Annotated in this window: 17 protein-coding genes; 6 read left to right on the top strand and 11 right to left on the bottom strand. The window is 57.7% G+C overall.

Translation table 11 applies throughout. The annotated features are described in order from the left end of the window. Positions 1-7: 7 nt before the first annotated feature. From J7447_RS07195 to tssH, 5 genes are all read left to right on the top strand, one after another. Entirely contained in the window at positions 8-493 is a 486-nt protein-coding gene (locus tag J7447_RS07195) for a type VI secretion system tube protein Hcp (protein ID WP_022999368.1), read from the top strand. Between the two features lie 144 nt (positions 494-637). Continuing rightward, complete coding sequence (gene tssE, locus J7447_RS07190; RefSeq protein ID WP_022999369.1) at positions 638-1,189, top strand: type VI secretion system baseplate subunit TssE; 552 nt, start codon at positions 638-640, stop codon at positions 1,187-1,189. Next, a complete protein-coding gene (gene tssF / locus J7447_RS07185; RefSeq protein WP_209169171.1) occupies positions 1,186-3,183 on the top strand; it encodes a type VI secretion system baseplate subunit TssF in 1,998 nt (665 codons plus the stop codon). The genes tssE and tssF overlap by 4 nt, the downstream gene beginning before the upstream one ends. Continuing rightward, entirely contained in the window at positions 3,180-4,757 is a 1,578-nt protein-coding gene (gene tssG / locus J7447_RS07180) for a type VI secretion system baseplate subunit TssG (protein ID WP_209169170.1), read from the top strand. Before tssF ends, tssG begins: the two co-directional genes overlap by 4 nt. Before the next feature lie 25 nt (positions 4,758-4,782). Then, the gene (gene tssH / locus J7447_RS07175) at positions 4,783-7,590 is read left to right on the top strand and encodes a type VI secretion system ATPase TssH (protein WP_055653991.1); all 2,808 of its coding nucleotides are present in this window, start codon (positions 4,783-4,785) and stop codon (positions 7,588-7,590) included. A gap of 91 nt (positions 7,591-7,681) precedes the next feature. On the opposite strand, the gene J7447_RS07170 is transcribed toward tssH, so the two are convergent. From J7447_RS07170 to J7447_RS07140, 7 genes are all read right to left on the bottom strand, one after another. Then, entirely contained in the window at positions 7,682-7,978 is a 297-nt protein-coding gene (locus J7447_RS07170; protein ID WP_031268781.1) for a PAAR domain-containing protein, read from the bottom strand. Positions 7,979-8,085: 107 nt separating this feature from the next. Beyond that, on the bottom strand, positions 8,086-9,903 hold the full coding sequence (locus J7447_RS31520) for a M23 family metallopeptidase (protein WP_209169169.1): 1,818 nt from the start codon (positions 9,901-9,903) through the stop codon (positions 8,086-8,088). A gap of 280 nt (positions 9,904-10,183) precedes the next feature. Further along, complete coding sequence (locus tag J7447_RS07160; protein ID WP_286188960.1) at positions 10,184-12,121, bottom strand: adenylate/guanylate cyclase domain-containing protein; 1,938 nt, start codon at positions 12,119-12,121, stop codon at positions 10,184-10,186. After that, entirely contained in the window at positions 12,118-12,798 is a 681-nt protein-coding gene (locus J7447_RS07155; RefSeq protein WP_208984155.1) for a hypothetical protein, read from the bottom strand. Before J7447_RS07155 ends, J7447_RS07160 begins: the two co-directional genes overlap by 4 nt. A gap of 161 nt (positions 12,799-12,959) precedes the next feature. After that, on the bottom strand, positions 12,960-14,585 hold the full coding sequence (locus tag J7447_RS07150; protein WP_083660549.1) for a caspase family protein: 1,626 nt from the start codon (positions 14,583-14,585) through the stop codon (positions 12,960-12,962). Positions 14,586-14,609: 24 nt separating this feature from the next. Then, on the bottom strand, positions 14,610-14,927 hold the full coding sequence (locus J7447_RS07145; RefSeq protein ID WP_187306522.1) for a hypothetical protein: 318 nt from the start codon (positions 14,925-14,927) through the stop codon (positions 14,610-14,612). 20 nt (positions 14,928-14,947) lie between these two features. Then, the gene (locus tag J7447_RS07140; protein WP_209169167.1) at positions 14,948-17,572 is read right to left on the bottom strand and encodes a caspase family protein; all 2,625 of its coding nucleotides are present in this window, start codon (positions 17,570-17,572) and stop codon (positions 14,948-14,950) included. 382 nt (positions 17,573-17,954) lie between these two features. On the opposite strand from J7447_RS07140, the gene J7447_RS07135 reads away from it, so the two are divergent. Then, positions 17,955-18,806 carry a GNAT family N-acetyltransferase gene (locus J7447_RS07135; protein WP_022999381.1) on the top strand — a complete coding sequence of 284 codons (852 nt, stop codon included), beginning with the start codon at positions 17,955-17,957 and terminating at the stop codon, positions 18,804-18,806. A gap of 35 nt (positions 18,807-18,841) precedes the next feature. Here the strand turns inward: J7447_RS07135 and J7447_RS07130 are convergent, their stop codons facing one another. The 4 genes from J7447_RS07130 to J7447_RS07115 form a co-directional block, all read right to left on the bottom strand. After that, positions 18,842-19,786, bottom strand: a complete 945-nt coding sequence (locus tag J7447_RS07130; RefSeq protein ID WP_022999382.1) for an ornithine cyclodeaminase family protein — start codon at positions 19,784-19,786, stop codon at positions 18,842-18,844. A 102-nt stretch (positions 19,787-19,888) separates the two neighbouring features. After that, positions 19,889-20,989: a calcium:proton antiporter gene (locus tag J7447_RS07125; protein WP_353653748.1), complete on the bottom strand. Its 1,101-nt coding sequence runs from the start codon at positions 20,987-20,989 to the stop codon at positions 19,889-19,891. A 131-nt stretch (positions 20,990-21,120) separates the two neighbouring features. Further along, positions 21,121-21,900, bottom strand: coding sequence for an ABC transporter ATP-binding protein (locus J7447_RS07120; protein ID WP_022999384.1), 780 nt, complete (start codon positions 21,898-21,900; stop codon positions 21,121-21,123). After that, positions 21,897-22,652, bottom strand: coding sequence for an ABC transporter ATP-binding protein (locus J7447_RS07115; protein ID WP_022999385.1), 756 nt, complete (start codon positions 22,650-22,652; stop codon positions 21,897-21,899). Before J7447_RS07115 ends, J7447_RS07120 begins: the two co-directional genes overlap by 4 nt. Position 22,653: the final 1 nt, after the last annotated feature.

Genomic DNA, 22,653 nt, shown 5'->3' with positions numbered 1-22,653 from the left:
TATTAAAATGGCCGTCGATTTTTATCTGGAACTTGAAGGTATCAAAGGCGAAGCACAGGACAAGACCCATAAGGACAAGATTGACGTCCTTTCCTGGTCCTGGGGCGCTTCCCAGTCCGGCACCACCCACATGGGTTCGGGCTCCGGCTCCGGCAAGGCACACTTCCAGGATCTGAGCATCACCAAGTTCGTCGACAAATCCACCCCTGTGCTTCTGCAGCACGTGTCGACCGGCAAGCATATCACCAAAGGCACTCTCTTTGTTCGCAAAGCTGCCGGTGATAACCCGCTGGAATACATCAAGCTCGAAATGAAGGACATTATCGTGACCAACGTTTCGACCGGCGGCAGTGGCTCCGACGATCGCATCACGGAGAGCGTCACGCTGAACTTCGGTGAGTACAAGTACATCTACACCGAACAGAAGCCGGACGGCTCCAAGGGCGCAGCCCCTGAGTTTGCCTGGGACATTGCAGCAAACGAAAAGAAATAAGGCTTCGGCCTGCAGGGCTGCCGCGCTTCGGCGCGGCAGCCTTCTTTGGTTTGGACCGGCGATGCAGACTTTCAACTTTCGAAGCGGCACCGCCACGGTCACACTTAGGAATTTCCGGGGCAGCAGTCAGCGTGGGCTTGGCCGATGGCTAAATCAAATGTGAAAATGCACTCCCCGCTGATGTGGGCCTTCCGTGCAATGGACGACCCAGACTACAAGGCCGCTCAGGACAGGCAAAAAGAAGCACAGAACGGCGCCAACCTGAGGTCCGGTCGGCGGCTTTCCAGATCCTACGGTGTCTCTGAACACACGCTGCTTTCCGAAGTCCGGCAAGATCTGCAGGCGCTCCTCAATACGGTCAACCTCAATTCCACTCAGGACCTTTCCGATTTTCCGGAAGTTGAGAGCTCGATCATCAATTACGGATTGCCGGACCTTTCTGTCCATATTGTTGACAGCGTTCGCATTGACCGACTTGCCGAAGACATCCGACAGGCCCTCATCCATTTCGAACCGCGCATGGACCCGCGCACGCTCAAGGTCGAGCGCGACGACAAGGTCGAAAGCGATACCTTCAAGGTAAGATTTCTCATCAAGGCAGAAATACGCTGCGATCCGATCCGGGTCGCGAGTGAATTCGTAGCCGACGTCGACCCTGCTTTCGGCCGTATCAAGATCATCGGGGCAACTGCATGAACCGGGAATTTCTCGACCTCTACAATCAGGAACTCACCTACCTGCGAGAACAAGGGGCGTCATTCGCGGAGGCCTATCCTGCTGTAGCAGAACGCCTGGGTGGGCTTCTGGAAGACCGTTCCGACCCCATGCTGTCCGGATTGCTTGAAGGTACTGCCTTCCTGTCAGCTCGCGTGCAGCTGAAAATGAAGCATGAGTTCGCCGAATTCACTTCCAACCTGTTCGAACAACTATATCCAACCGCGCTGGCGCCCATTCCCTCTCTGGTACTTGCCCGCGTGACGCCGAAATATGGCGACGCGAATTTGCGCAACGGCATAAAGGTCGATCGCCATGCTCCCATGGAGGCCGTCTTCCGTGAACGCCAGGGAGAGGTTCGCTGCAGGTTCACTCTCACCTCTCCTATTACGTTGACGCCCCTGGAGCTGACAGCTGCAAAGTACCTGAGCTCAGCTGCGCAGGTCTCCGGCCTCGGTGCGGAGATGGCTGAAGACAGACGCACGCGCGCAGGTCTGTCCATCACGTTCACACACCGCATGTCCGAGGATCCGGAAAACGAGGTTTCAGCCGAAGAAGCCTTGAAGAAACCAGAATACCAGGTGGCCGGCTGTCGGATCGATTCACTTCCCGTCCGATTGATCGGACCTCTGGATCTGGCTGCGAAGGTCTATGAACAGATCTTCGGACATACAATCGCGCTCTACATCCGTACCGAGGACGCCTTCGGTCAGGCCAGCCTGCAGCGCCTGCCCGTCGATGCCATCGAGCAGCTGGGTTTCGATGAAGAAGATTCCCTCTTGCACAACGACTTGCGCCTGTTCACCGGCTTTGATCACTTGCGTGACTATTTCAACTTTCCGCGCAGCTTCCTCGGGTTCCGTCTGACGGGCCTGCGCCGTTACCTGGATAGGGTCAAGGCAAAAGCATTCGATCTGGTCTTCGTGTTCGATGAAGCAGAAAACCGGTTGCCTGCTCACGTTGAACGCAAGATTTTCGCGCTTCACTCAGCACCGGCCGTCAACTTGTTCGAAAGGCAGACTGACCGTGTGCCGATCAAGAAAGGGCAGCACGAGTTTGCTGTCATCACGGACCGGACACGTCCACTGGATTATGAAGTGCATGCCGTCACTGAAGTTTCCGCCCACTTCTCAGGAGGCGAGAAACGACCGGTTGAACCGCTCTACAGCGTTGCACCAGACACTGAAAAAGCCGGTCACGAGTGGTTTTATACCATTCGTCGTTTGCCGCGACGCCAGTCGTCTTCCGAAATCCGGCGCATGCAGCCGAGCCACTACATAGGTACAGAAACCTTCATCTCTATCTCAAGCGGAGCGCAGGCTGCCGCCCTGCTGCAAACCGGCAAGAAACGTCTTTCGGAACTATCACTTAAGGTATTGGCATCCAACCGGTCGCTGGCCGCAGATCTCCCCGTGGGAACCAACCCGGACAAATCCGAGATTGGGGATTTTCGCATACTGGAGGATATCGGCCTCAAGGTAGATTGTGTCGCCGGACCGACGCCCCCAAGACCGCCACTTCTTTCCTACAATGAAAGGCTGGGCGAACAGGGTCACGCCGGCGCCATTGCCTGGCGGCTCATTAACATTCTGGCCTTGAACCATACCGGCCTTGTACACGATGCGGCAGGTCAGGACGGTCGGTCTTTCCGCGATGTGCTGAGCGTCTTCGCGCCACTTTCCGACAGTTCAGCAGACCGGCAGGCCCAGTCCGTTCGGTCGGTTTCGACAAGGCCAGTTGTGCGCCGCCTGCAACAGAAGTCCGGGACAGGTGTCGCCAGGGGGCTCGAAATCACGATCACGCTCGATGACAAGGCTTTTGAAGGGGCGAGTGCCTTTCTGATGGGGGCTGTCCTCGACCGGTTTGTCGCCGAATACGCCTCCATCAATCACTTCACGCAGTGTGTGATCGCAACGACAGAGCGCGGCGTTATCATGAAGTGGCCTCCGCGGATCGGCGCGAAAGGAATTCTATGAGCGGTCCGGCAGACAAGGATCTGACGAAAACCCGTGTTGCACGGGACAAGACCGTTGTGCCTTCATCCTCCCGGAAGGCCCCGGCATGGCCGACCAAAGAGGAGACGGAGACGGCAGTCAAAACTGATGAGAAGGCCGACGCTGACGATATCTGGACCGTAAAACCGCAGGACAACAACACACCTGCGGACGAGGCAGAAGCGCCCGCCATCAAGTCGCCCGCGATTGAATCTGCCGCGATCACATCGCCAGAACACGCCGCTCCCTCACCTGCCGACACCCAACCAGAAACGCCTGCCCCACAAATCGATCCTCCAGCTGAGACCCCTGCCGAGGTAACGAAGGAGATGATTGAGACGCAGGCCGCAGAGACTGCGCCTGATCCAACAGCTGAGGAAGCAGTTCCGGAAACCCCGCGTATCGAGGTGCCGGTCCAGCAGCAATACGCGTCGTTGCTTGCAGCCCTTGGAGACCGCATCGAGAAGCATCCAGGTGGACATGATCTGCTGGCAGTGCTGAGAATGCTCGAAGGCCAGACCGCTCCGGGAATATCAGAAAGCGGAATAAAGCCGAAGAACGCCGATGAGCCCGCTCCACCCAGGATCGGGAAAAGCCGGCGCATGATGGAAGACATCGTTCGCTTCGGTCAGGACCCGTCCAGCGAATTCGCCACGTCGACCATTGAGCGTGCGACAAAGGACGGTGACGGCGGCCTGGTCTTGCTGGAACGCTTCCTTGGTTTGCTTGGGCCGCAAGGCGCTCTGCCATCCGCCTATACCGATGAAGCGATCATGCGCGGGCTCAGAGGCGATGACAGTTTTCCAAGATTCCTTGACCTGTTCAACAACCGCTTCCTGCAGTTATTCTACCGCGCGTGGGCCGATGCCAGACCGATCGTTCAACATGACCGTCCAGACGACGACCGGTTTCTCGCCTATCTCGGGTCGGCGATCGGCATCGGCACCCCGTTTTACCGGGACCTCGACAGGATCGATGATCGGCTCAAGCTGCTCTATGCGGGCCTTATGGCCCCCAAGACAAAGAGCGCCGCTCGTTTGAAGGCCCTCATCACGGGCGTTTTCGATGTCCGGGTAGAGATTGATCAATGTGTCGGGACGTGGCTGCATCTGGACAAGGACGATCAGCTCAAGCTTGGAGGTTTCGGGCCAGGCGGAGCCGGGCAACTTGGCGCCGACACAATCGTTGGATCAAAGGTCTACAGTGTGAGTGACAAGATCCGGATCAGGATTTTCACGAGCAGCCTGGAGGAATATCGGCAGTTTCTCCCGCCAACCAGGGCAAGACCCAATCCCTGGACAGAGAAGCTTTTCGACCTCATCGATTTTTATCTGGGCCTGGAAATTGAATATGAAATTGAACTTGCGCTGCCGAAGAGATGCGCATCCGCTGTCCGGATGGATGCCAACAACTCCGCAACGCTAGGACATATCGGCTGGCTGAAGCCCGCCGCTTCCGGCCCCGACGACGATACTGACCTGGAGGCCGACGAAGAAGAAATGCTTACCGACACCCGTTTCCGGCCTGTGCGTCGCCACACCACAGTCTACCAATAGGTCTCAAGTCTGAAGGACCGATATTATGAATGACATTACGGTTGAAAAAGTTGTCAACAAGACCAACTCAACTGCCTACGATAGCCTGGACAAGGCCATGAGGCTTACGAAGGATGCCGGCCACCGGCATCTCGAGCTGGTCCACTGGTTTTACTATCTGATCCGCAACGAAAATTCTGATGTATTTCATATTCTGCGGCATTTCGACGTCGATCTCGGCACCCTGGACAAGGACCTGCAGGCCGCGCTTGCAGAGTTCAAGATCAACCAGACCGAACTTCCGTCCATGTCCAAGCCTTTCCGCGAAGCGCTGGAAGGAGCCTGGTTCGTTGGCACGCTGACATACGGCGACTACAAAATCCGCACGGCCTATGTCCTTCTTTTCATGCTTGGCGAAGAGAGCACCCGCACGCAGCTTTTCCAGCTGTCCAAGGCTCTCAACAAGCTCAAGCACGATGAAATCGCGAACAACCTGGATGCCATCGCCGGATCATCCGGTGAAGTGCGGGCGAGGCCCATCGACGGTTCAAGTCCAGCCTCCGGTAGCGCAGCAGGCGAACCGGGCGCAGAGCCGCTCGCGGCAGGAGGCCCCGGGGAAGATGCACTCAGTCAGTTCACTGTAGATTTCACAGCTCGTGCGCGGGCAAAGGAATTCGATCCGATCGTCGGCCGCGACGAAGAAATCCGGCAAGTCATCGACGTTCTGATGCGCCGCCGCCAGAACAACCCGATCCTGACCGGCGAAGCCGGCGTCGGCAAAACGGCTATCGTCGAGGGCTTTGCGCAGAAAATCGTTGCCGGTGATGTTCCGCCCGCGCTCCTGGGCACCCGCCTTTGTGCGCTGGATCTCGGCTTGCTTCAGGCCGGCGCGTCGATGAAAGGCGAATTCGAGAAACGTTTGCGCGCGGTCATTGATGCCGTCCATGGTTCCATCGTGCCGACGATCCTGTTCATTGATGAAGCCCATACGTTGATCGGGGCCGGCGGCGCTGCCGGAACGGGCGATGCAGCCAACCTGCTGAAGCCTGCACTTGCCCGCGGCACACTCAGGACCGTCGCGGCCACGACGTGGTCGGAATACCGCCAGCATTTTGAGAAAGACCCGGCCCTGACACGGCGCTTCCAGCCCGTGCAGGTTGACGAACCGGATGAGGAAAAGTGCTTTGCCATGGTGCGCGGCCTGCTTGGCCCGATGGAAGATCATCACCAGGTTCGCATCCTTGATAGCGCTGTGCGGTCAGCGGTATCTTTGTCACATCGCTACATTCCAGCACGCCAGCTGCCGGACAAGGCGGTTAGCGTTCTCGACACCGCCTCGGCACGCGTCAACATCTCGCAAGCAGCACAGCCAGCCCGGTTGCTGGACCTGGTTGCCCGAAAAGGTTTTCTGGAGACAGAGAAAAAGGCCCTGACCAACGATGCCGAACTGGGCCTGGAGCATCAGGAGCAACTCGAGGCACTGTCCAACGCGATTACGGAAACCGAAAGCGACATTGAGACTGTCCGCAATCAGTGGGAAAACGAGCGGAAACTGGTAGCCGGAATCCGGCGTTTGAATGCCGCTCTTGCAAAGCTTCGCGGTGTTGAACCTGCGCCTCATCCGGAAAGCGAGGCAATCGAAGATCCGCAGCACGACAAGCCCGCTCTTGTTCCGATCGACGAGATCGAGCTTGAACTTGACGTGGACCTGACCAACGAAGACGCCATTCGCGAAGCGCTCCAGGCGATGCGCACGGAGCTTTCCGAAATCCCCGAAGATGATCGCATGGTCTATGCCTATGTCGACGATGAGGCTGTTGCCAGCATCATTTCCGACTGGACCGGCATTCCGGTCGGCCGGATGGTGCAGGACGAAATGCAGACGATCCTGACGCTGACCGACAGCCTCAACAAGCGCGTGATCGGTCAGGCCCATGGTCTGGCAATGATCTCGAAGCGCATCGAGACCAGCCGCGCCCAGTTGGGCAATCCGGACAAGCCCATCGGCGTGTTCATGCTGTGCGGCCCCTCCGGTGTTGGTAAAACCGAAACCGCCCTGGCCCTTGCCGAGACCCTTTATGGTGGTGAGGAAAGCCTGATCACCATCAATATGTCCGAATTCCAGGAAGCGCATTCCGTTTCCGGTCTCAAAGGCGCTCCTCCGGGATATGTAGGCTATGGCGAAGGCGGCCGGTTGACCGAAGCCGTGCGGCGTAAGCCTTACTCGGTCGTCCTTCTGGACGAAGTCGAAAAGGCTCATCCGGATGTTCACGAAATCTTCTTCCAGGTCTTCGACAAGGGTTGGATGGAAGACGGCATGGGCCGCAAGATCGACTTCCGCAACACGTTGATACTGCTGACCTCGAATGTCGGCACTGACATCATCATGAATGCAGCAAGTCACATGCTGGATGCGCCGGTTTCCAGTGATCCGGATCTTGCGGCAACCGACCCGAACGCACCGGATCCGGAGAAGCTCGCGGAAACCTTGAGACCAGCATTGCTCGACGTGTTCCCGCCGGCCCTGCTCGGCCGTATCGTGACCATCCCCTACTATCCGCTATCGCCATCCATGCTCGGGTTCATCGTCCGGCTTCAGCTCAACCGTATTGTCAAAAGGGTCAAGCAGAACCGGGATGCCGTGCTGAGTTATGGCGACGACGTGGTGAGCCATATCGTTTCACTCTGCCGCGACCCGGACAGCGGTGGCCGCATGATCGACAACATCCTGACCAACGACCTTCTGCCGAAGCTGTCGCGTGCGTTCCTCACGGCGCAAATGAACGGCGAAGAACTGAAGGGCGTGACCTTGAAAGCCACGGAAACCGGTATCGAAATCGAGCCGGCCAGCTGACATCAACCAACAAAAACGCCGGACAGGTTCTCCCACCTGTCCGGCGTTTCGATTCTGCCCGGAAATCTGCCTGATTGTCGCTGGTCCTGGTTCAGCCCCCGATAAGAACGGTAAATTCCCCGGTCGTGATCGCGCCACCCTTGGCTGTCGGATCGCCAATGCGGGCCGCGGGCAAACTTCCGATAAGAACAGTCAGCGACCCCATGATAATGGGGTCGACATTTGCGGGCGGAGGGCCGACACACACGCAAAGGTCCGTCATTCTCGCAGCAGGACGCTTACCGATCAGGACGTTGATCTTGCAGGGTGGCGCAATCGGCAACCCTGGCGGAACGGGTGTCATCGGGCACATATGAAAATCGCCCAGGCGGGCAGCTGGTCTGGTCATGGCAGCCTCGTGCGTTGTTACACTCTTGCCAGAATGAACGTTCCTGCGACAAATACTGGGACCTGGATCACAGTCTGGCGTATTTCAGCGCTTCCGCAAGTCCTGTTTCACTGCACGCTCAAAATGTCGGCAATCACCGTCCGGTATTCCTGCAGATCCTTGCCCCCGACAGACTGCGGTGCTTCCGCTCCCGTCTCCATTTCAAAGGCCAACGGGTCTGTCGGCTCTCCCCTGTGTCTGATTTCGAAATGAAGGTGCGGTCCGGTGGAAAGTCCCGTAGTTCCGACGTAACCAATCAGATCACCTGCCTGAACCACAGACCCTAGCTGGATGCCATCGGCGTATTCATGCATATGCGCGTAGCGGCTGGTAATTCCGTCCTTGTGGGTAAGTTCAATGAAATTGCCATAACCGCCTCGAACATCGCGATAGGTGACCTTTCCGGAAAAGGCCGCGTGGATCGCGGTTCCAGTGGGGGCCGCCCAATCGACACCGGCATGCAGGCGTTCCGTTTTCTTGATCGGATGAAATCTCATGCCGAACTTCGATGTCAGAACACCTTTGACCGGGACAAGCATGGCGCCGGACAAGCTCACCTTGCCGCCTTCGTTCACACAGGCAAAACCGCGATTACCGGGCGCTTTCAGCACGTAACAGCGAACGGACCAATCGTCCCCACGCCGAACACCGGCAAAGAGCACCCTGCCACCGCCACGCTTCTCGTCTCGAGCACTGTCCGTGAATACCAGAGTGACCCTCTCATCTGGTTTGATCGACCGCTTGAGGTCGGTCATGGGTGCCAAATATGCGATTGCCTCGCCCACGATAGAAGCGGGCACGGCATTACGGACTGCGGTGGCATAAACACCGTCGATCAAGCGATGCGAGTTGGCAGGTTGAGTTGCCTCCTCACCCGCGATCTTCTGTTCCACGATCGTCTTGCCAAACCAGGGATCGGCGCCAGCTACGTACCCGTCCCCGTCTCTTCCGACCGAATAGGCGGCTGTACCGATATACCCTTCCCGGCCGTAGATCGAAATCTGGACAGGCCGATAATAATCGCCAATCCGGCCTACCTTGTTCGGCATGCGAACGCCACGCACCGCGATCTTGTCGCCTGCGATCAAATCGCTTTTGTCAAAGTTGTCCTTGACGAATTCCACCAGCGAATCCAGGACTTCCTCGTCAAACCCTTTGCCTTTCAGGAAATCCTTGAGCGGGGCCGCTTTTGCTACCTCCTCGCGTACTTCGACCCGGCTGGGCCCCTGACCGATGGGACGCTCGGTGAGATAGAGGTTCAACGTGTCAGTTGACGGCTTCAGAAACACTGGCAAATCGGGAGAACCATCGTCCGCGGGCTGCGCATCTTCTTCAACGACTATGCCCTCGGCTTCATCCCCACCCCCGAAATTGCCGAACTGAAAGTCCGCCTCACTACCCGGTGCGCGAATAACCAGGTTGCCGTCATCGTCCAGCATCTGGCTGTCCAGCACGTATGCGGCAACAGACGGTACCGACGCAGCACCGTCCCCGATCGCAGCGGCTGGCACTGGACGCTCCGACAAGTCTATCCGCCGATTGGCGGCACCATCCTTCAAAAGGACCGGGTCGCCCGCCAACGGAATGACTGCAGAGAGCGCCATGTCGAAAAACGGATCGGCCGGAACATCGAGATCCTCCTCGTTGGTCAACGCAGTGTTATCAACATCCTGTTCCAGGGCTTGATCGTTGGCAACGGTTTCGTCCGGATCTTGCTGCGGAGCATTTTCCGGAGAGGCGTTGTCCGACACCGCTTCGGCGATCTCCTGTAACCCGATTTCCTCGGGAGGTGACAGGGATATCGCGCCGGAGGAGATCAGATGGGCAATGCCGCCAGCAGCACCGCCCAGCACCAGGAACCCGATGGCCATTGCAGCATAAAGCACAATGGGTGACCGTTTTGGAGCCGCCCCCTTGGCCGGCGCAGCTCCTGGCTTTGGCGGTGGTGTAGCGGTAGGGCCAGCTTGTGGCGCCTTTTGCGACGGACGGATCACGGTCCTGTCAAACTCTGGGCGATGAGCACCCGGATTTTGGTTGTCAGGCCATTGGACCATTGTGAGACCTTAAGCGCAGCGTCGCAGCTGCTCAGGCTGCCGAAAATCAATATCCCGATCATGCCGGATGATTGGGAAAGATGCAAAAAATGCTGTGTTTGAAAGCGCTTCGTCAGGAGCGCGGAAACGTGACCAGCTTGCTCCTGTCCTGTTCCTGCCGCGCGATCGTCCGTTTTTCTTCCGGCTCCATGTACATTTCAGGTAGATCCAGAGTGTAAACGGTGATGTCGGAACTGAGACCACGCAATTGTCCCTTCCAGATCTCAGCAACCGGATAGGACGAAGGCAGTTTCTCGGCGACCGATTGACTGACTGCGAGACGAACCTTGTGGTCCTTGGCAACGGATTCGACCCGGCTTGCCGTGTTGACGGTGGTACCCATGACGGTGAAGGAACGGCGATGTTCACCACCGATGTCGCCCACCAGAACCGGTCCGGCGTTGAGGGCTATGCGCAGGTCCAGCGGTGGTTGTCCGGTGATTTCGCGCAATCTGTCTAGCAGATTTATGATTTCTGTTGCGGCATCGACAGCCGATTTTTCGGGATGCTCGACCGTATTGGGTGCGTTCCAGACCGCCATGATCGCGTCGCCGATATACTTGTCGATATACCCTTGGTGAGCGGTGATCACCTGTCCGATCCTGTCGAAACAGGAATTGACCACGCGCACAACATCCTTATCGGCGAGTTTTTCCGACATCTTGGTGAAGCCGACGATATCGATGAAGGCCACGACGACATGCCGGGTTTCCCCACCAAGCGCCGGCAATTGTTCGGAACTCGCCATCAGCTTGATGACATCCGGGGCAAGGTAGTGACCGAAGAGCCTTACCAGAGACCTCTGCCGGCGCTGCAGGATGCCGACCTTCCCGACAGCCGCGATGATTGTCGCGGTGACGAAGGCAACCGGAGCAACGCCCGGCGAAGGAAACATGCCGAGCTCCATACTGCCAAGGCTCACGCCCAGTCCGCAAAGCACTCCGCCGACAGCCACAACAGGCAAGACGACCAGCGGAAGCGACAGACCTGCGAGCGCGCCAACCGCGGCAAAGATGACCGCAAATGCGGGGACGAGACCAGCGGGAGGCTCGGTCACGATCCTTCCGGCGATAGGCGAGCCGATGAAATCGGCCAATACAAATACACCGGCGGTTTGCGGCTGTACGCGTGGTCGCCCGCTTGGCCCCGTTTCTGCCAGCTGTTCTGGCAGATGAGGTAGGAAACGGTCAGAAAAAAGATGCTCGTCTTCATAGGGCAACAGCCCGCCGAACAGTACGATGCGGCCTTCTGCAAAACGGGCAAGTTCCTGCCTGCCCTCTTCACTTTCCAGAAGCTGCAGAACGTCGATAAGCGAAAGATACGGAACGGACGTTGCGAGGCGGGCGGATGGCACCGGAATGTAGGTTTCAGCTAACTCGACACCTGCGATACCCAAAAGCGCATCGATCAGATGTGGCGAAGCGGTGAGAGGTGAATGCGGCTCGTGTCGTCGCACCACACCGTCGCTGTCAGTTGAAACGATAACCGACCTGACACCGCCCTCACCGGCTGCAGCGGAAAACATGCGTTGAGGTACGCCTATTTCGGTGTGAGCAATGAAGACCTTGCCGCGGTTCTGATAGAGGAACCGTTGAAATGCCAGGTCAAAACCTTTCAATCTGGCTTCGCCGGTGCTCGGATCCACAAAGCCATCCGCACTATAGGCAAATACAAAGTCATAGCCCAGCGCCACCGCGCCGGCATTCAACATGGCTTGTCCGGCCTCTGCCAGAACCGGGGTCATCAGAACCCGCGGTATTGGTGCCAACCGGTCGGAGTTAAGCGCTTTTTGATCAAGGCCGACCACGACAACAGGTGCAGGACCTGCCTGCTCCTTGTTGTCCATGAGGGCCTTGATCTGGAACAGGCGGTCTGTCACCCACCCTTCCCAGATGGCCTTTTGAGCGGATAAACCGATGGCGATCCCAGCCCCTACCGCAACGAGTGCGATGAGCAAGATGAGCTGTTTTCGTCCAATGGCTGCGTCCGCGAACCGGCCGCCAAATATCATTTCACGATGACGACAGCGGTTTTCCGTCCAACCTGGACCGGGTCAATGGTGATCGTGCGCATGACGACACCATAGTCTGGCGCCTTGCCTTGCAGGAACAGCTCAACCTCTACGGCTTCGTCTTCCGGCTCACGGTTCGGCATGTCGGTCAGAATATTGTCGAGCATATCGAAGCGCTTGGGTTCACCGCCCCCAAAGGAAACAAACACCGTGTCGTATTGATCGCGCAGCTTGTTGTCGAACCGCAGCATCAATGACGCAGCTTTCTTGTTTTCCAGTGTAAGGCCACGCAGCGTGACGGTCAGACCTTTGTCAGCCTTTTCGCTGTCGGTTCCGCTGTCTGCCTGCAAGCAGTTACCCGCTCTCAAAACTTTCTGTTCAGAACCTTCTGCGGTGTATCCTTCTGAAGATACCTTCAGCACACCGGCCTGAATCCTGACTTCCTGACACGCGGAATAGTCCAGCAGGTCAACATGTCCGGTAGCGCCGAGATCGACTACGTCACCAGGCATTAGCTCGGTAAACGCGGACACATCAACACCTTCCGACTTGTCCAGCACCAGCGCAATCGGATCCGCTAGTGCAGATCCGGCGGACAGCGCAAACATCAGACCCGCGAGAGCACTCGTGGCCTGCAAACTTCGCCTTGAACAGGCATGCTTCAAAATCCGTTTCATGAAGGGCTCCTGATTCCCTGGTCATTCCAAATACGCCCGGCCTTTTCGACGCAGCCCAGCGCTGACTATGGTTCGATATTACCAGAGGATGGCGAAATGAGTGTGGCCATGGTCACAAAAATTCTTTTCAAGCGCAACAAGATAGAAGGAGACTTCGCGTGTCAGCCGGCGGGCTCAGTGTAGACACCGGCAATACCCACGGCATCTGCATACTGGCCAATCAACTCAAGCAATTTTGGTGTCAGCTCGGCGCTCAGAGGTTTGCCATCGAGTGCAGCCAATACGCCGACCAATTGAGGCATCGGTTTGGCCGCCCGTACCATAACGATATGGTCCGCGCCGAACGGCAGGGCAGCCCTCAAGTTCAACACGTAAGGCTTGGCTGCCTGAACCGTGGTGTCCTTGCCAAGCGGGTCTGCCTTCTTGTTGGGGGCAAGCAGACGAAGCGTGCCGTCTGCTTCCAGTGCAAACACGGCCATATTGCCTGCCTGGTCCGATTTAAGACCAACCTTGAATGCATCTCCTTCGGGGATATGCCCGACTGATGGCTGGAGTGTTCCTTCAATAGGCTGGCGCTCACGCGACAAGGCATAAAGATCGGTCAGAAAACCCCATTTGGTGACAACATCGGAAAACCGGTCGATGTTGGTCGCCTTGCCGCGCAGCACCACGTCGCCAAATTTGGTCAGGACGTCGCCTTCTTCCACATCCCAGAACAGATCCGCGGTCCCATCTTCAACGACCTTGAGGCGGCCCTCCTGTTTGCCGGCCAGCTGCTGCAATACCGGCGTGGCAGCATTGGTGCTCGCAGACAGGGTCAAGACGCCGTTTTCATGTGCGAATATCTGCTCGTTGACACGCGGCAGGACAGCGGCGCGGCTGTCACCGCTCATGGTCAGGCTGGGCGACTGGCGTCCCTCCGTTGCGACCCGCACGGTTTCCTTGAGAAACAGGCTGAGCTCCTCCATGGAGATACCGCCATCGCGATCCAGATCCGCCCTTCCCTCGACACCGCGCGCGAAGGCCCAGCTCAAGGCACCGCGCGGTTCACCGGCAATCAAAAGTTCCGGGATGACCTGTCCATCGACAGTAGCGCCTACGTAGATAACGTTAGGAAGGTCCTGGACGTCGCCTGACTGCTGGGCGTTTCCGGCCAACATGGGCGGAAGAGGTTGAGAGCGAAGGGCGTCGTTCTCGAACGGGGGTAAACCAACCAGCCGCGTCCCCAGCCGTGTGATACGCGGGTCCACGGATCGGGTCATTGTGCCCGAGTGGCAGCTATCTGCGAGAACCAGAACACTGCGTCCACCGGCAGCCCGGAGCATTGCGGCGATGTCATCGTCTCGCAGTCTCTCGCCATTACCCGGTGCCGCAATATCGAAACCGGCCAGAAGGAAGACTTCGTCCATGCCATCTTCTTCCGAACCCTTTACCCACTCGGGCTCCTGTGCCCCATGCCCAGCATAGGACAAAACAAGAACATCATCAGCGTCCGCGCGGGAAATGAGATCCTGCCATGAGGACAGGATTGCCTGCCTCGACGCATCGGCATCGTATAGCGTGGTCAGGTCGGTAACACCGGCAGCTGTCAGTGTTTCGGCGATGTCTCGCGCATCATTGACCGCCCCCTTCAAGGGAGAAACGTGCTGATAGGCGTCGACGCCCACAACGAGTGCTCGCCACTGTCCGGCTTCCGCTGTCGAGCCAAAGCTCACTGCGATAAGAAACAGGCTGCACACTCTGGCCCAGAAATATCGTCCGGACGCCAGGCCAAATGGAACATTCATCGGTGTTACCTTTTCTGTGCGAGGTTAGCCCCAGCTACCGCCACCGCCACCACTTGGGCCGCCGCCACCACCGCCACCGCCGCCACTTCCGCCGCCGCTGTTGCCGCCGCCTCCACTATTTCCGCCGCCGCTATTGCCGCCACCGCTATTGCCGTTGTTGCGGTCTTGAGCGCTAGGATCGTTGATCGGATCATAGGCAGGTCTCGAAGCCCTATTGGTCGTCGGGCTCGTGGTCGCAGGCTGCCTGACACCTTGCGGGGCCGGGTTTTGCTGTGTCTGGCATCCTGCCACCATCAGCGTCAGCAGTCCTGTGACCGGCAATAAGTACAAGAACGATTTCATCTGAATATCTCCCTCAACGATTAAAACAGATCATATCTGGGACGGTTCTGTTCCCACTGATGCTTTACCAGTGCAATCAGGGCCTCATCGCCTTCGGAAGGCGCCCGTCCAGAGGCTTCAAAGAAGTCGGCCAGGGCTTCACGGGTTTTCCGTCCCGGCTGCCCGTCAACCGGTCCTGGATCGAAACCGAGATCGGTCAGGGTCTGTTGCAACACCTTTGCCTTGAGGTTTTTCCGCGCATCGCCGAGAGCGGTCTTTGCCTGCTCGGCAGCCTGCGAAGACGGTTCAACAGCCACAGCCATGGCAAGCATGCGAACACGGTCCTGGCCTGCGGCATCGCCATCTTGCTGGCCAAGCATCCACGCGGTGTTGAATGCACCCCAGGGATCTCCGCGCTGGGCACTTTCACGGAACCAGCGAGTTGCCTCTTCCGCGTTTTTCTCAACACCCTGGCCATTGTAGTAAAGCAGTCCGATGGCCGTGCCTGCGGCGGGATGCCCGCCTTCATGTGCTTTCATGAACCAGCCAAATGCTGCTTCATAGTCCTGCGGCACACCTTTGCCATCGCGGTACAGCGTCCCCATGTTCAGGTAGCCATAAATGTCGTTCCGCGATGCCGAGCGATTGTAGTAATAAACGGCGCGGTCGATGTTTTCTTCCACGTGCTGGCCATTCAGGTAGAAGCCACCAATGGCATTGAACGAGAACGTATGGCCTGCCTCCACCGACTGCAGCAGTTTGTCCAGGCCGTCCTTTTCGTTCTGGGCCGTGCCTTCACCCTTGATCTCGGCCATACCAAGCGAATGCAGAGCATAGGCGTCTCCCCGCTCCGCAGCCTTGCGGTATAGGTCGACAGCCTTCTCGCGGTCACGATCGATCCCCGCACCCAGGAAATACATGCGCCCCAGCACCTGGCCGGCACGAACATGTCCCATCTGGTAGGCCTGTTCAAAGTAACCGACAGCCTGTTGCAGGTTACCGGCGGCAAATGCTCCACGGCCGCGCTGGAAGACGAACCGGCCGATCTCCGGGTAGGCAGCCATCGCTTCGGCGCAGGCCGTATCCACAGCCGACGCATCCAGATCGTTGGCGAGCCGTCCTTCCGTAACCGCCTGCAAATCGAAAGGCTGGGTTGCCAGGCGATCGCATTGCGTTACACGGGGTTGAACGATCTGCGTGATGGTTCTTGCAGGCGTTCCTTCGACAGCCGGCAATTCCAGAGCAAATTTCCGCGCTTCACTTTCGCTGCCGATCTGCGGACGGACGGTCAATGTCGCGAGCGCAGAAACAGGAAAACGGTCGCCGGCCTGCAGCAAGCGGTTATCGGAAGCAAGCTGCAGGTCCGTATCGACAGAGACAACCTTCAACCAATCGCTTGTTGCCGGCAGATCCTCGACAGGCGCATCCGGATAGACGTTTACGGGGCCGGTGCCGATATCAGCTTCTACCGCTCCCTTTGAGGCCGTGTTGCCCAGCCATGACAGGAGAGCTTCAAGCTGCTTCGTGCGGTTTTCCTCCACCTGCTCGTTTTGCACCGGCGCTTCGGCCTGTGCGACCGTAATTGAGGCGATCGCGGATGCAGAACCACCCCATTGGTCCTCTACTTCGTAGGAGATCAGTTCCACGTCGCCGGGTTGGGAGCCTTCCGGAAAGAACTCGAGACTGGCAAGCTCTGCCGCATCTATCACGTCCCCCTCAGCAACGGCCCGGCCTCCCGGCAGCTTCAAGGTACCTTTTTCAGGTAGCAAGGTGAGCTTCGCCTTCAGCGTTCCACCTTCCGGCTGAACCGGTTCGGGGATGCTGATCGGGACGGATTCAGCCGATGCAGATACACTGACCCTGTGATGGGCAGTCACGATCGGAGCCGGTTTGGGCGGTACGAAATAGAAGCTGGTGACGAGCGTTGAATCCTCATATGGGATCTGCTGGCCGCCGGTCTTGCGAACCACGTCATCGCGAACCTTGGTCATCAGGTCCTTGATCTCGAGCGCCGGATCAAGAGCATTTTCGACCACAGAAGAGGTGAACGGGCTCATCGGCCCCTTGCCGTCATAGGCAACCTGACCAGGACGCGTGGCATAGGAGATGAATGTGCCGAGCTTGTTCGGAATCCTGCGGAGCCCTCTGGTCTTTCCGAGCGAATATTCTTCCTCACCCCAAAACAGGCTTGCGATTTCGAACGGGTTGTCCCGGCAGGCGTCAAGCATGACGATCTGCAGGCTGGACGCGGCCTTCATGTAGTCCAGCAGATGGGACACCTTGAGGCTTTCGAATTCCAGGTCGTATTGAGAGGACAGTTTGGCGTCGACAGGAAGAATGAAATTGGATTCGCCAACCTGAAGCGCATGACCGGAATAGTAGAACAGCGCCGTGTCGCCGTCGTTCAGTTCCCGCAGAAACCGGCGTACGACCTGCTCCAGATCCTTCTTGTTGAGGTCCGTGCCGATCGTCACATCAAAATCGGCCTCCCGAAGGATCCTGGCGATTTCCGTCGTGTCCGTAACGGGATTTTCCAGCGGGGTCACATACTGGTATTCCTGGTTGCCGATGACCAGCGCAACCCTGCGCCCGTCCTCGGTCTGTGCCATCACCTGGGCGGAAGGCAAAGCAAGAGCAGCACCCACCGGCAGGCTCAGAAGGCCCATCCTGACAGCTTTCCTCAACCGGCCAACAGGCTTGGTGGAGGTCATAGATTTGCCAACTCGTGTGGCAAGAGGTCGATAATCCCGATTCTGCATAACGTCCTCAGCGCTTAAATCCGCGTGTAACTATCGCGCTAGAGCTGCTGCCTGTCTGTGATGGAACTCACACGGAGGCACTTCCGGCTCCAAAGCGTCCGGCGCCCCCGTCGATCAAATACCCTTAGGGAAAGTGATGCACACTTGTGGTTCCGACGCAAGGGAGACGACATCAGCAACCGTCAGCTGTTCGGGCAAAGCCGAGGGAATGCCACTTCAGGCAAGTGTTTCTTTTCATTTCGAGTCATCCTACGCTGCTGCAAAAGCCTGCAAATGCTCGGGAGGTCAGATGACAGACGCGTTCAGGATTCGCCAGCTGAAGGAAAGTGAGATTCACATTCCACTCGAATTGGCGATGGAGGAAGGTTGGAACCCCGGGATTGAAGACGGCCCAGCATTCTTCACAGCCGATCCGAACGGGTATTTTGCCGGCGAAATAGACGGAAAGTTGATCAACGTTATTTCGGCAGTCCGCTACGGCGATACATTCGGCTTCATCGGGCTCTATATCTGCAAGCCCGAATTCCGGACCATGGGATACGGCCACCGGATCTGGGACCATGCAATGGCATATCTGGGGTCTCGGGTCATCGGTCTGGATGCGGTAAATGAGCAGACTGCGAGTTATGCCCAGCACGGGTTCAAATCAGTCTACCGAAACATTCGGCATGCCGGCATCTCAATGTGCGATACGCCCATGGACCCGCGCCTTGCACCACTTGGTCATGGCCTTTTTCCCGGCATACGTGATTATGACCAGCGCTTCTTTCCGGCTGAACGCACGCAATTCCTGAAGACCTGGGCCGCCCCCATGCTGGAAACACGCCGCGGCTTTGCCTTTGTCGAAGATGGTCATGTCAGGGGCTACGGCATTATCCGCCAGTGCCACGAAGGCTACAAGATCGGGCCCCTTTTCGCGGATGAGCCGGAAATTGCCGATACCTTGTTCCGCACACTTGCCGGACAGGTCAAAGGGCAGACCATTATCCTCGACACGCCCGAACCCAATGCGGCAGCATTGCTAATGGCGGAAAAATACGAGCTGTCACCGGAATTCGAAACCTTCCGCATGTATCGCGGCCTGGCACCCGATCTGCCTTTGGACCAGCTCTACGGCATCACAACATTCGAATTGGGCTGAGGGGGCAGACCGCCCCGCGCCCTGTGTGTTTCCAATCAATGCTCGACTGACTGGTAGGCAAGAATGGCGCCGGCAAGGTCTTCCAGCGCTGCCCCCACCGACTTGAACATGGTGATGGCTTCCTCACTCTGCCGGCCGGGATGTTCGCCCCGGCAAAGTTCATAAAGATCTGCCTTGATTTCGCCTGGCGACAATACCCCGGCCTTGATCGGCTGAACGATATCTCCACCTTCGGAAAGGCACCCATCGCGGGTGTCCACGAAGATCTCTGCCCGCTTGACAAGATCGTCGTCACTCTCGCGCATGCTGGGCTTGAAGGCCCCCACAAGATCCACATGCGTTCCCGGCTTCAACAAGGCCCCCTTGATCAAGGGTTCGGAAGAGAGTGTTGCGGCACTGACGATATCCGCTTCCCCAAGCGCTTCCTTCAAACTTGTTGCTGACTTCAGTTTCACCGGGAACTGGTCGGCAAGCGAGCGCACGACTTCTTCCGTCTTTTCCCTGGACCGCCCCCAGATGGTGACTTCGTCAATGGAACGAACGGCCATATGCGCGGCAATCAGATTGGGAGCAAGGCGCCCGGTGCCGAGTACCAGCAGGTGCCGCGCGTCGGAGCGAGCCAGGTAGCTGGCCGCAAGTGCGGAGGCCGCTGCGGTGCGCCTGGCTGTCAATTCGCCACCGTCGATAAGCGCAAGCATCTCTCCGGTTCGTGCATCCGACAAAAGGTATTGCGCAGAAATTGCGGGAAGATTGCGCTCCGAATTGCCCGGAACCACATTGACCACCTTTACGCCCGCATATCCGCCCGGCACCCAGGCCGGCATCAGCAGCACAGTCGCATCGGGTTCACCGGGTATTTCCATGTCATGATGGTGGCGGGTTGGCATCACGCAGCCAGACCGGAACATCTTTGCCAAAGCGTCTATCAGATCAGGATATGGCAACGCATCGCGGGTCTGGTCTTCGGTCAAAAGCAGCATGTTGGGCCAATCTGTTAAGTGTTAACTTTATTGATACAAATCATATTCCCCGGAGCAGTCCAAGCATTTGCTCGGACGAAAAACTCCAGGAGAGCGTAATTTTCAGGACAAGTCGAAGATCATCATTACATAGGCGGCGAACAGTGCCAGATGAACCGCGCCCTGGAGATAGTTCGTCGCCCTGCTGCCGAACGTCAACAGGCTTATGAACAGAGTCAGCACGAGCATGATGATGTCGGCAGGTTCCAGGCCGAGCTCAATCTTGAGTCCTGTCACCCAACTTACGAGAAGAACGGCCGGCACTGTCAGACCTATGGTCGCCACCGCAGATCCAAGGCAAATATTTACAGCGCGCTGAAGCTTGTTATCACGTGCGGCCTGCAGAGCGCTGAGCCCCTCGGGCATCAGCACAAGTGCCGCAACAATGAACCCGCTCAAGGCCAGCGGTGCTCCCAGCCCCTCGATACCGAATTCCACATAGAGTGCGAGCTTCTTCGACAGGAGGATGATCGGAAGAAGTGCCCCAAACAGGCCAATGATGTGAAACGGCATCGACCGGACGACCACCCCATGATGCCCTTCATCATGGCCGTCGTCGTCGGGCTGACGAAAGATATCGCTGTGCGTTACCGTCTGGATCGCCAGAAACACACCATACAGCAGCAGACACATGACGACATCGAACGCTGACTGTAGCGGAGACAGCTCTCCGCCAGGAGCCGAGTGGGTGATTCGCGGCAACACGAGTGCAAAGATTGCCAGAGGCACAAGCACCGACAGGAACGCATTCGCGCCTTGCAGATTATAGGTCTGGTTCTTGTGGCGCAGGCCGCCTGCCAAAAGACACAGGCCCACCAGCCCGTTCAGGACAATCATCACGACCGAGAACATCGTGTTGCGTGCCATCGTCGGAATGGCGTCGCCCGACAGCATGATCGCAACAATCAGCGCTACTTCGATCCCGATGACCGCCAGGGTCAGGATCAAGGTACCGAAGGGTTCGCCAAGCAGGGTTGCCAGGCATTCCGCGTGCCGGACGACCGAAAAGGCGCACCACATAACCGCGACGAATATGACTGCCAGTAGCAACAGCGACGGGACAATCCCGATCGTTTCCGGTTTCAAGGCATCGCCCGCGAAGGTGAAGGCGGCAAAGACCGCAAATCCAGTGAAGCTCGGCAATTCCGATTTGAGGCTGGTCACAAAGAAACCCGATAAAAAATGAAAACAGTCTGGACAGACTATAGGCCGCCGCCGCCGCCTTCAACCAATGCCGGCAGACAAAAAAGGCCAGTGCTTGGCACCGGCCTTCAGCTTCTGAAATGTCCGCAGGGTCAGATCGCTAGGTATTCCTGACGCAGTTGCGGATTGTCGAGGACTTCCTGTGCCGATCCGTCGAACACGACCTCTCCCATGTCCAGAATGACCGCCCTGTCAGCAAGGTGAAGCGCCGCGATTGCGTTCTGTTCAACAATGATGGTCGTGATGCCGAGATCCTTCACGCCTTCGAGGATGCGCTCGATCTCCTGAACGATCACTGGTGCGAGGCCTTCATAGGGCTCGTCCAGCAACAGCAGTTTGATGTCGCGCGCGAGGATACGTGCAACAGCCAGCATCTGCTGTTCGCCGCCGGACATGGTGATGGCGTCCTGCGACCGTCGTTCGGCCAACCTCGGGAAATGCTCGTAGATACGCTCGATCGACCATCCGACCGGCTCGGCAATCTGCGAAAGCTCCAGGTTCTCCTGAACCGTCAGTCCTGGAATGATGCGTCTGTCTTCCGGAACGAGGCCGACGCCCTGGCGGGCTGCCTGAAAGCTTTTCATGGTGTGAAGCGGCTTGTGATCCAGCCACACCTCGCCATGTTTCAGCTGCGGATCCTCCATCCGGGCGATTGCGCGCAACGTCGATGTCTTGCCTGCACCATTGCGGCCCAGAAGTGCCAGGATCTCGCCCTCACGAATGTCAAAACTGACACCCTGAACGATATAGCTTTCGCCGTAATAGGCATGCAGGTCCCACGCAGAGAAAAATGCGGGGGCGCCGCCTTGAGATTTGCGCGGCGGGACGCCGGGAGCGGACCGGCCGCTGAACTGATCGTCAAGTAGGGTCACAGATGCGCTCCTCCGAGATAAGCTTCCTGTACGCGCGGGTCGCCCTTGATCTCTTCAGGCTTGCCTTCCGCGATGATCGTTCCCTGTGCGAGCACGGTGACCTTGTCGGCAAGCGAGAACACGACATGCATGTCATGTTCGATGACCACCTTGGTGATACCGCGTCCGGCAATCCGTTTCAGAAGATCGATCGTGTTGTTGGTATCGGCGCGGGACATGCCCGCGGTCGGTTCATCGAGAAGCAGCAGCTTCGGATCCTGCGAGAGGCACATGGCCAGCTCGAGCCGGCGCTTGTCACCACGTGACAGGGAACCGGAAATAACGTCTTTTTTCTCCGCCAGGCCGACGTCCTCCAGCATGTGAAGTGCCTTGTCCTGGATTTCTGCATCCCTATCGAGCCGCTTGAACGGACGCAGTGAGAACTGTCCGTCGCGCTTTGCCATGGTGGGGATGATGACGTTTTCCAGCAGGGTGAGTTCTGCGAAAATTTCAGGGGTCTGGAATACCCGAGAAACGCCGACCTGGTTGATCTCGTAGGGCTTCATGCCTGTGAGCGAGATATCACCGAACTTCACCGTGCCGGTATCCGGGATCAACCGGCCGATCATGCAGTTCAGGAAGGTCGACTTGCCCGCTCCGTTCGGCCCGATGATCGCGTGAACAGTGCCCTGCTCCACCGAGAAGTTGACATTGTTGAGGGCTCTCAGACCGCCGAACGACTTGTTGACGCCCTCTACACGTAGGATTTCCATA

Origin of the sequence: Labrenzia sp. R5_0, assembly GCF_017743835.1 — a bacterium.
Lineage (GTDB): Bacteria > Pseudomonadota > Alphaproteobacteria > Rhizobiales > Stappiaceae > Roseibium > Roseibium algicola.
The sequence above is the reverse complement of the archived record's forward strand: the minus strand, read 5'-3'. Positions and strand labels throughout refer to the sequence as shown.

Coding starts and splice junctions, on each gene's coding strand:
- J7447_RS07195 (WP_022999368.1), top strand. CDS start 8: ATGGCCGTCGATTTTTATCTGGAACTTGAAGGTATCAAAGGCGAAGCA.
- tssE (WP_022999369.1), top strand. CDS start 638: ATGGCTAAATCAAATGTGAAAATGCACTCCCCGCTGATGTGGGCCTTC.
- tssF (WP_209169171.1), top strand. CDS start 1,186: ATGAACCGGGAATTTCTCGACCTCTACAATCAGGAACTCACCTACCTG.
- tssG (WP_209169170.1), top strand. CDS start 3,180: ATGAGCGGTCCGGCAGACAAGGATCTGACGAAAACCCGTGTTGCACGG.
- tssH (WP_055653991.1), top strand. CDS start 4,783: ATGAATGACATTACGGTTGAAAAAGTTGTCAACAAGACCAACTCAACT.
- J7447_RS07170 (WP_031268781.1), bottom strand. CDS start 7,978: ATGACCAGACCAGCTGCCCGCCTGGGCGATTTTCATATGTGCCCGATG.
- J7447_RS07160 (WP_286188960.1), bottom strand. CDS start 12,121: ATGATATTTGGCGGCCGGTTCGCGGACGCAGCCATTGGACGAAAACAG.
- J7447_RS07155 (WP_208984155.1), bottom strand. CDS start 12,798: ATGAAACGGATTTTGAAGCATGCCTGTTCAAGGCGAAGTTTGCAGGCC.
- J7447_RS07150 (WP_083660549.1), bottom strand. CDS start 14,585: ATGAATGTTCCATTTGGCCTGGCGTCCGGACGATATTTCTGGGCCAGA.
- J7447_RS07145 (WP_187306522.1), bottom strand. CDS start 14,927: ATGAAATCGTTCTTGTACTTATTGCCGGTCACAGGACTGCTGACGCTG.
- J7447_RS07140 (WP_209169167.1), bottom strand. CDS start 17,572: ATGGGCCTTCTGAGCCTGCCGGTGGGTGCTGCTCTTGCTTTGCCTTCC.
- J7447_RS07135 (WP_022999381.1), top strand. CDS start 17,955: ATGACAGACGCGTTCAGGATTCGCCAGCTGAAGGAAAGTGAGATTCAC.
- J7447_RS07130 (WP_022999382.1), bottom strand. CDS start 19,786: ATGCTGCTTTTGACCGAAGACCAGACCCGCGATGCGTTGCCATATCCT.
- J7447_RS07115 (WP_022999385.1), bottom strand. CDS start 22,652: ATGGAAATCCTACGTGTAGAGGGCGTCAACAAGTCGTTCGGCGGTCTG.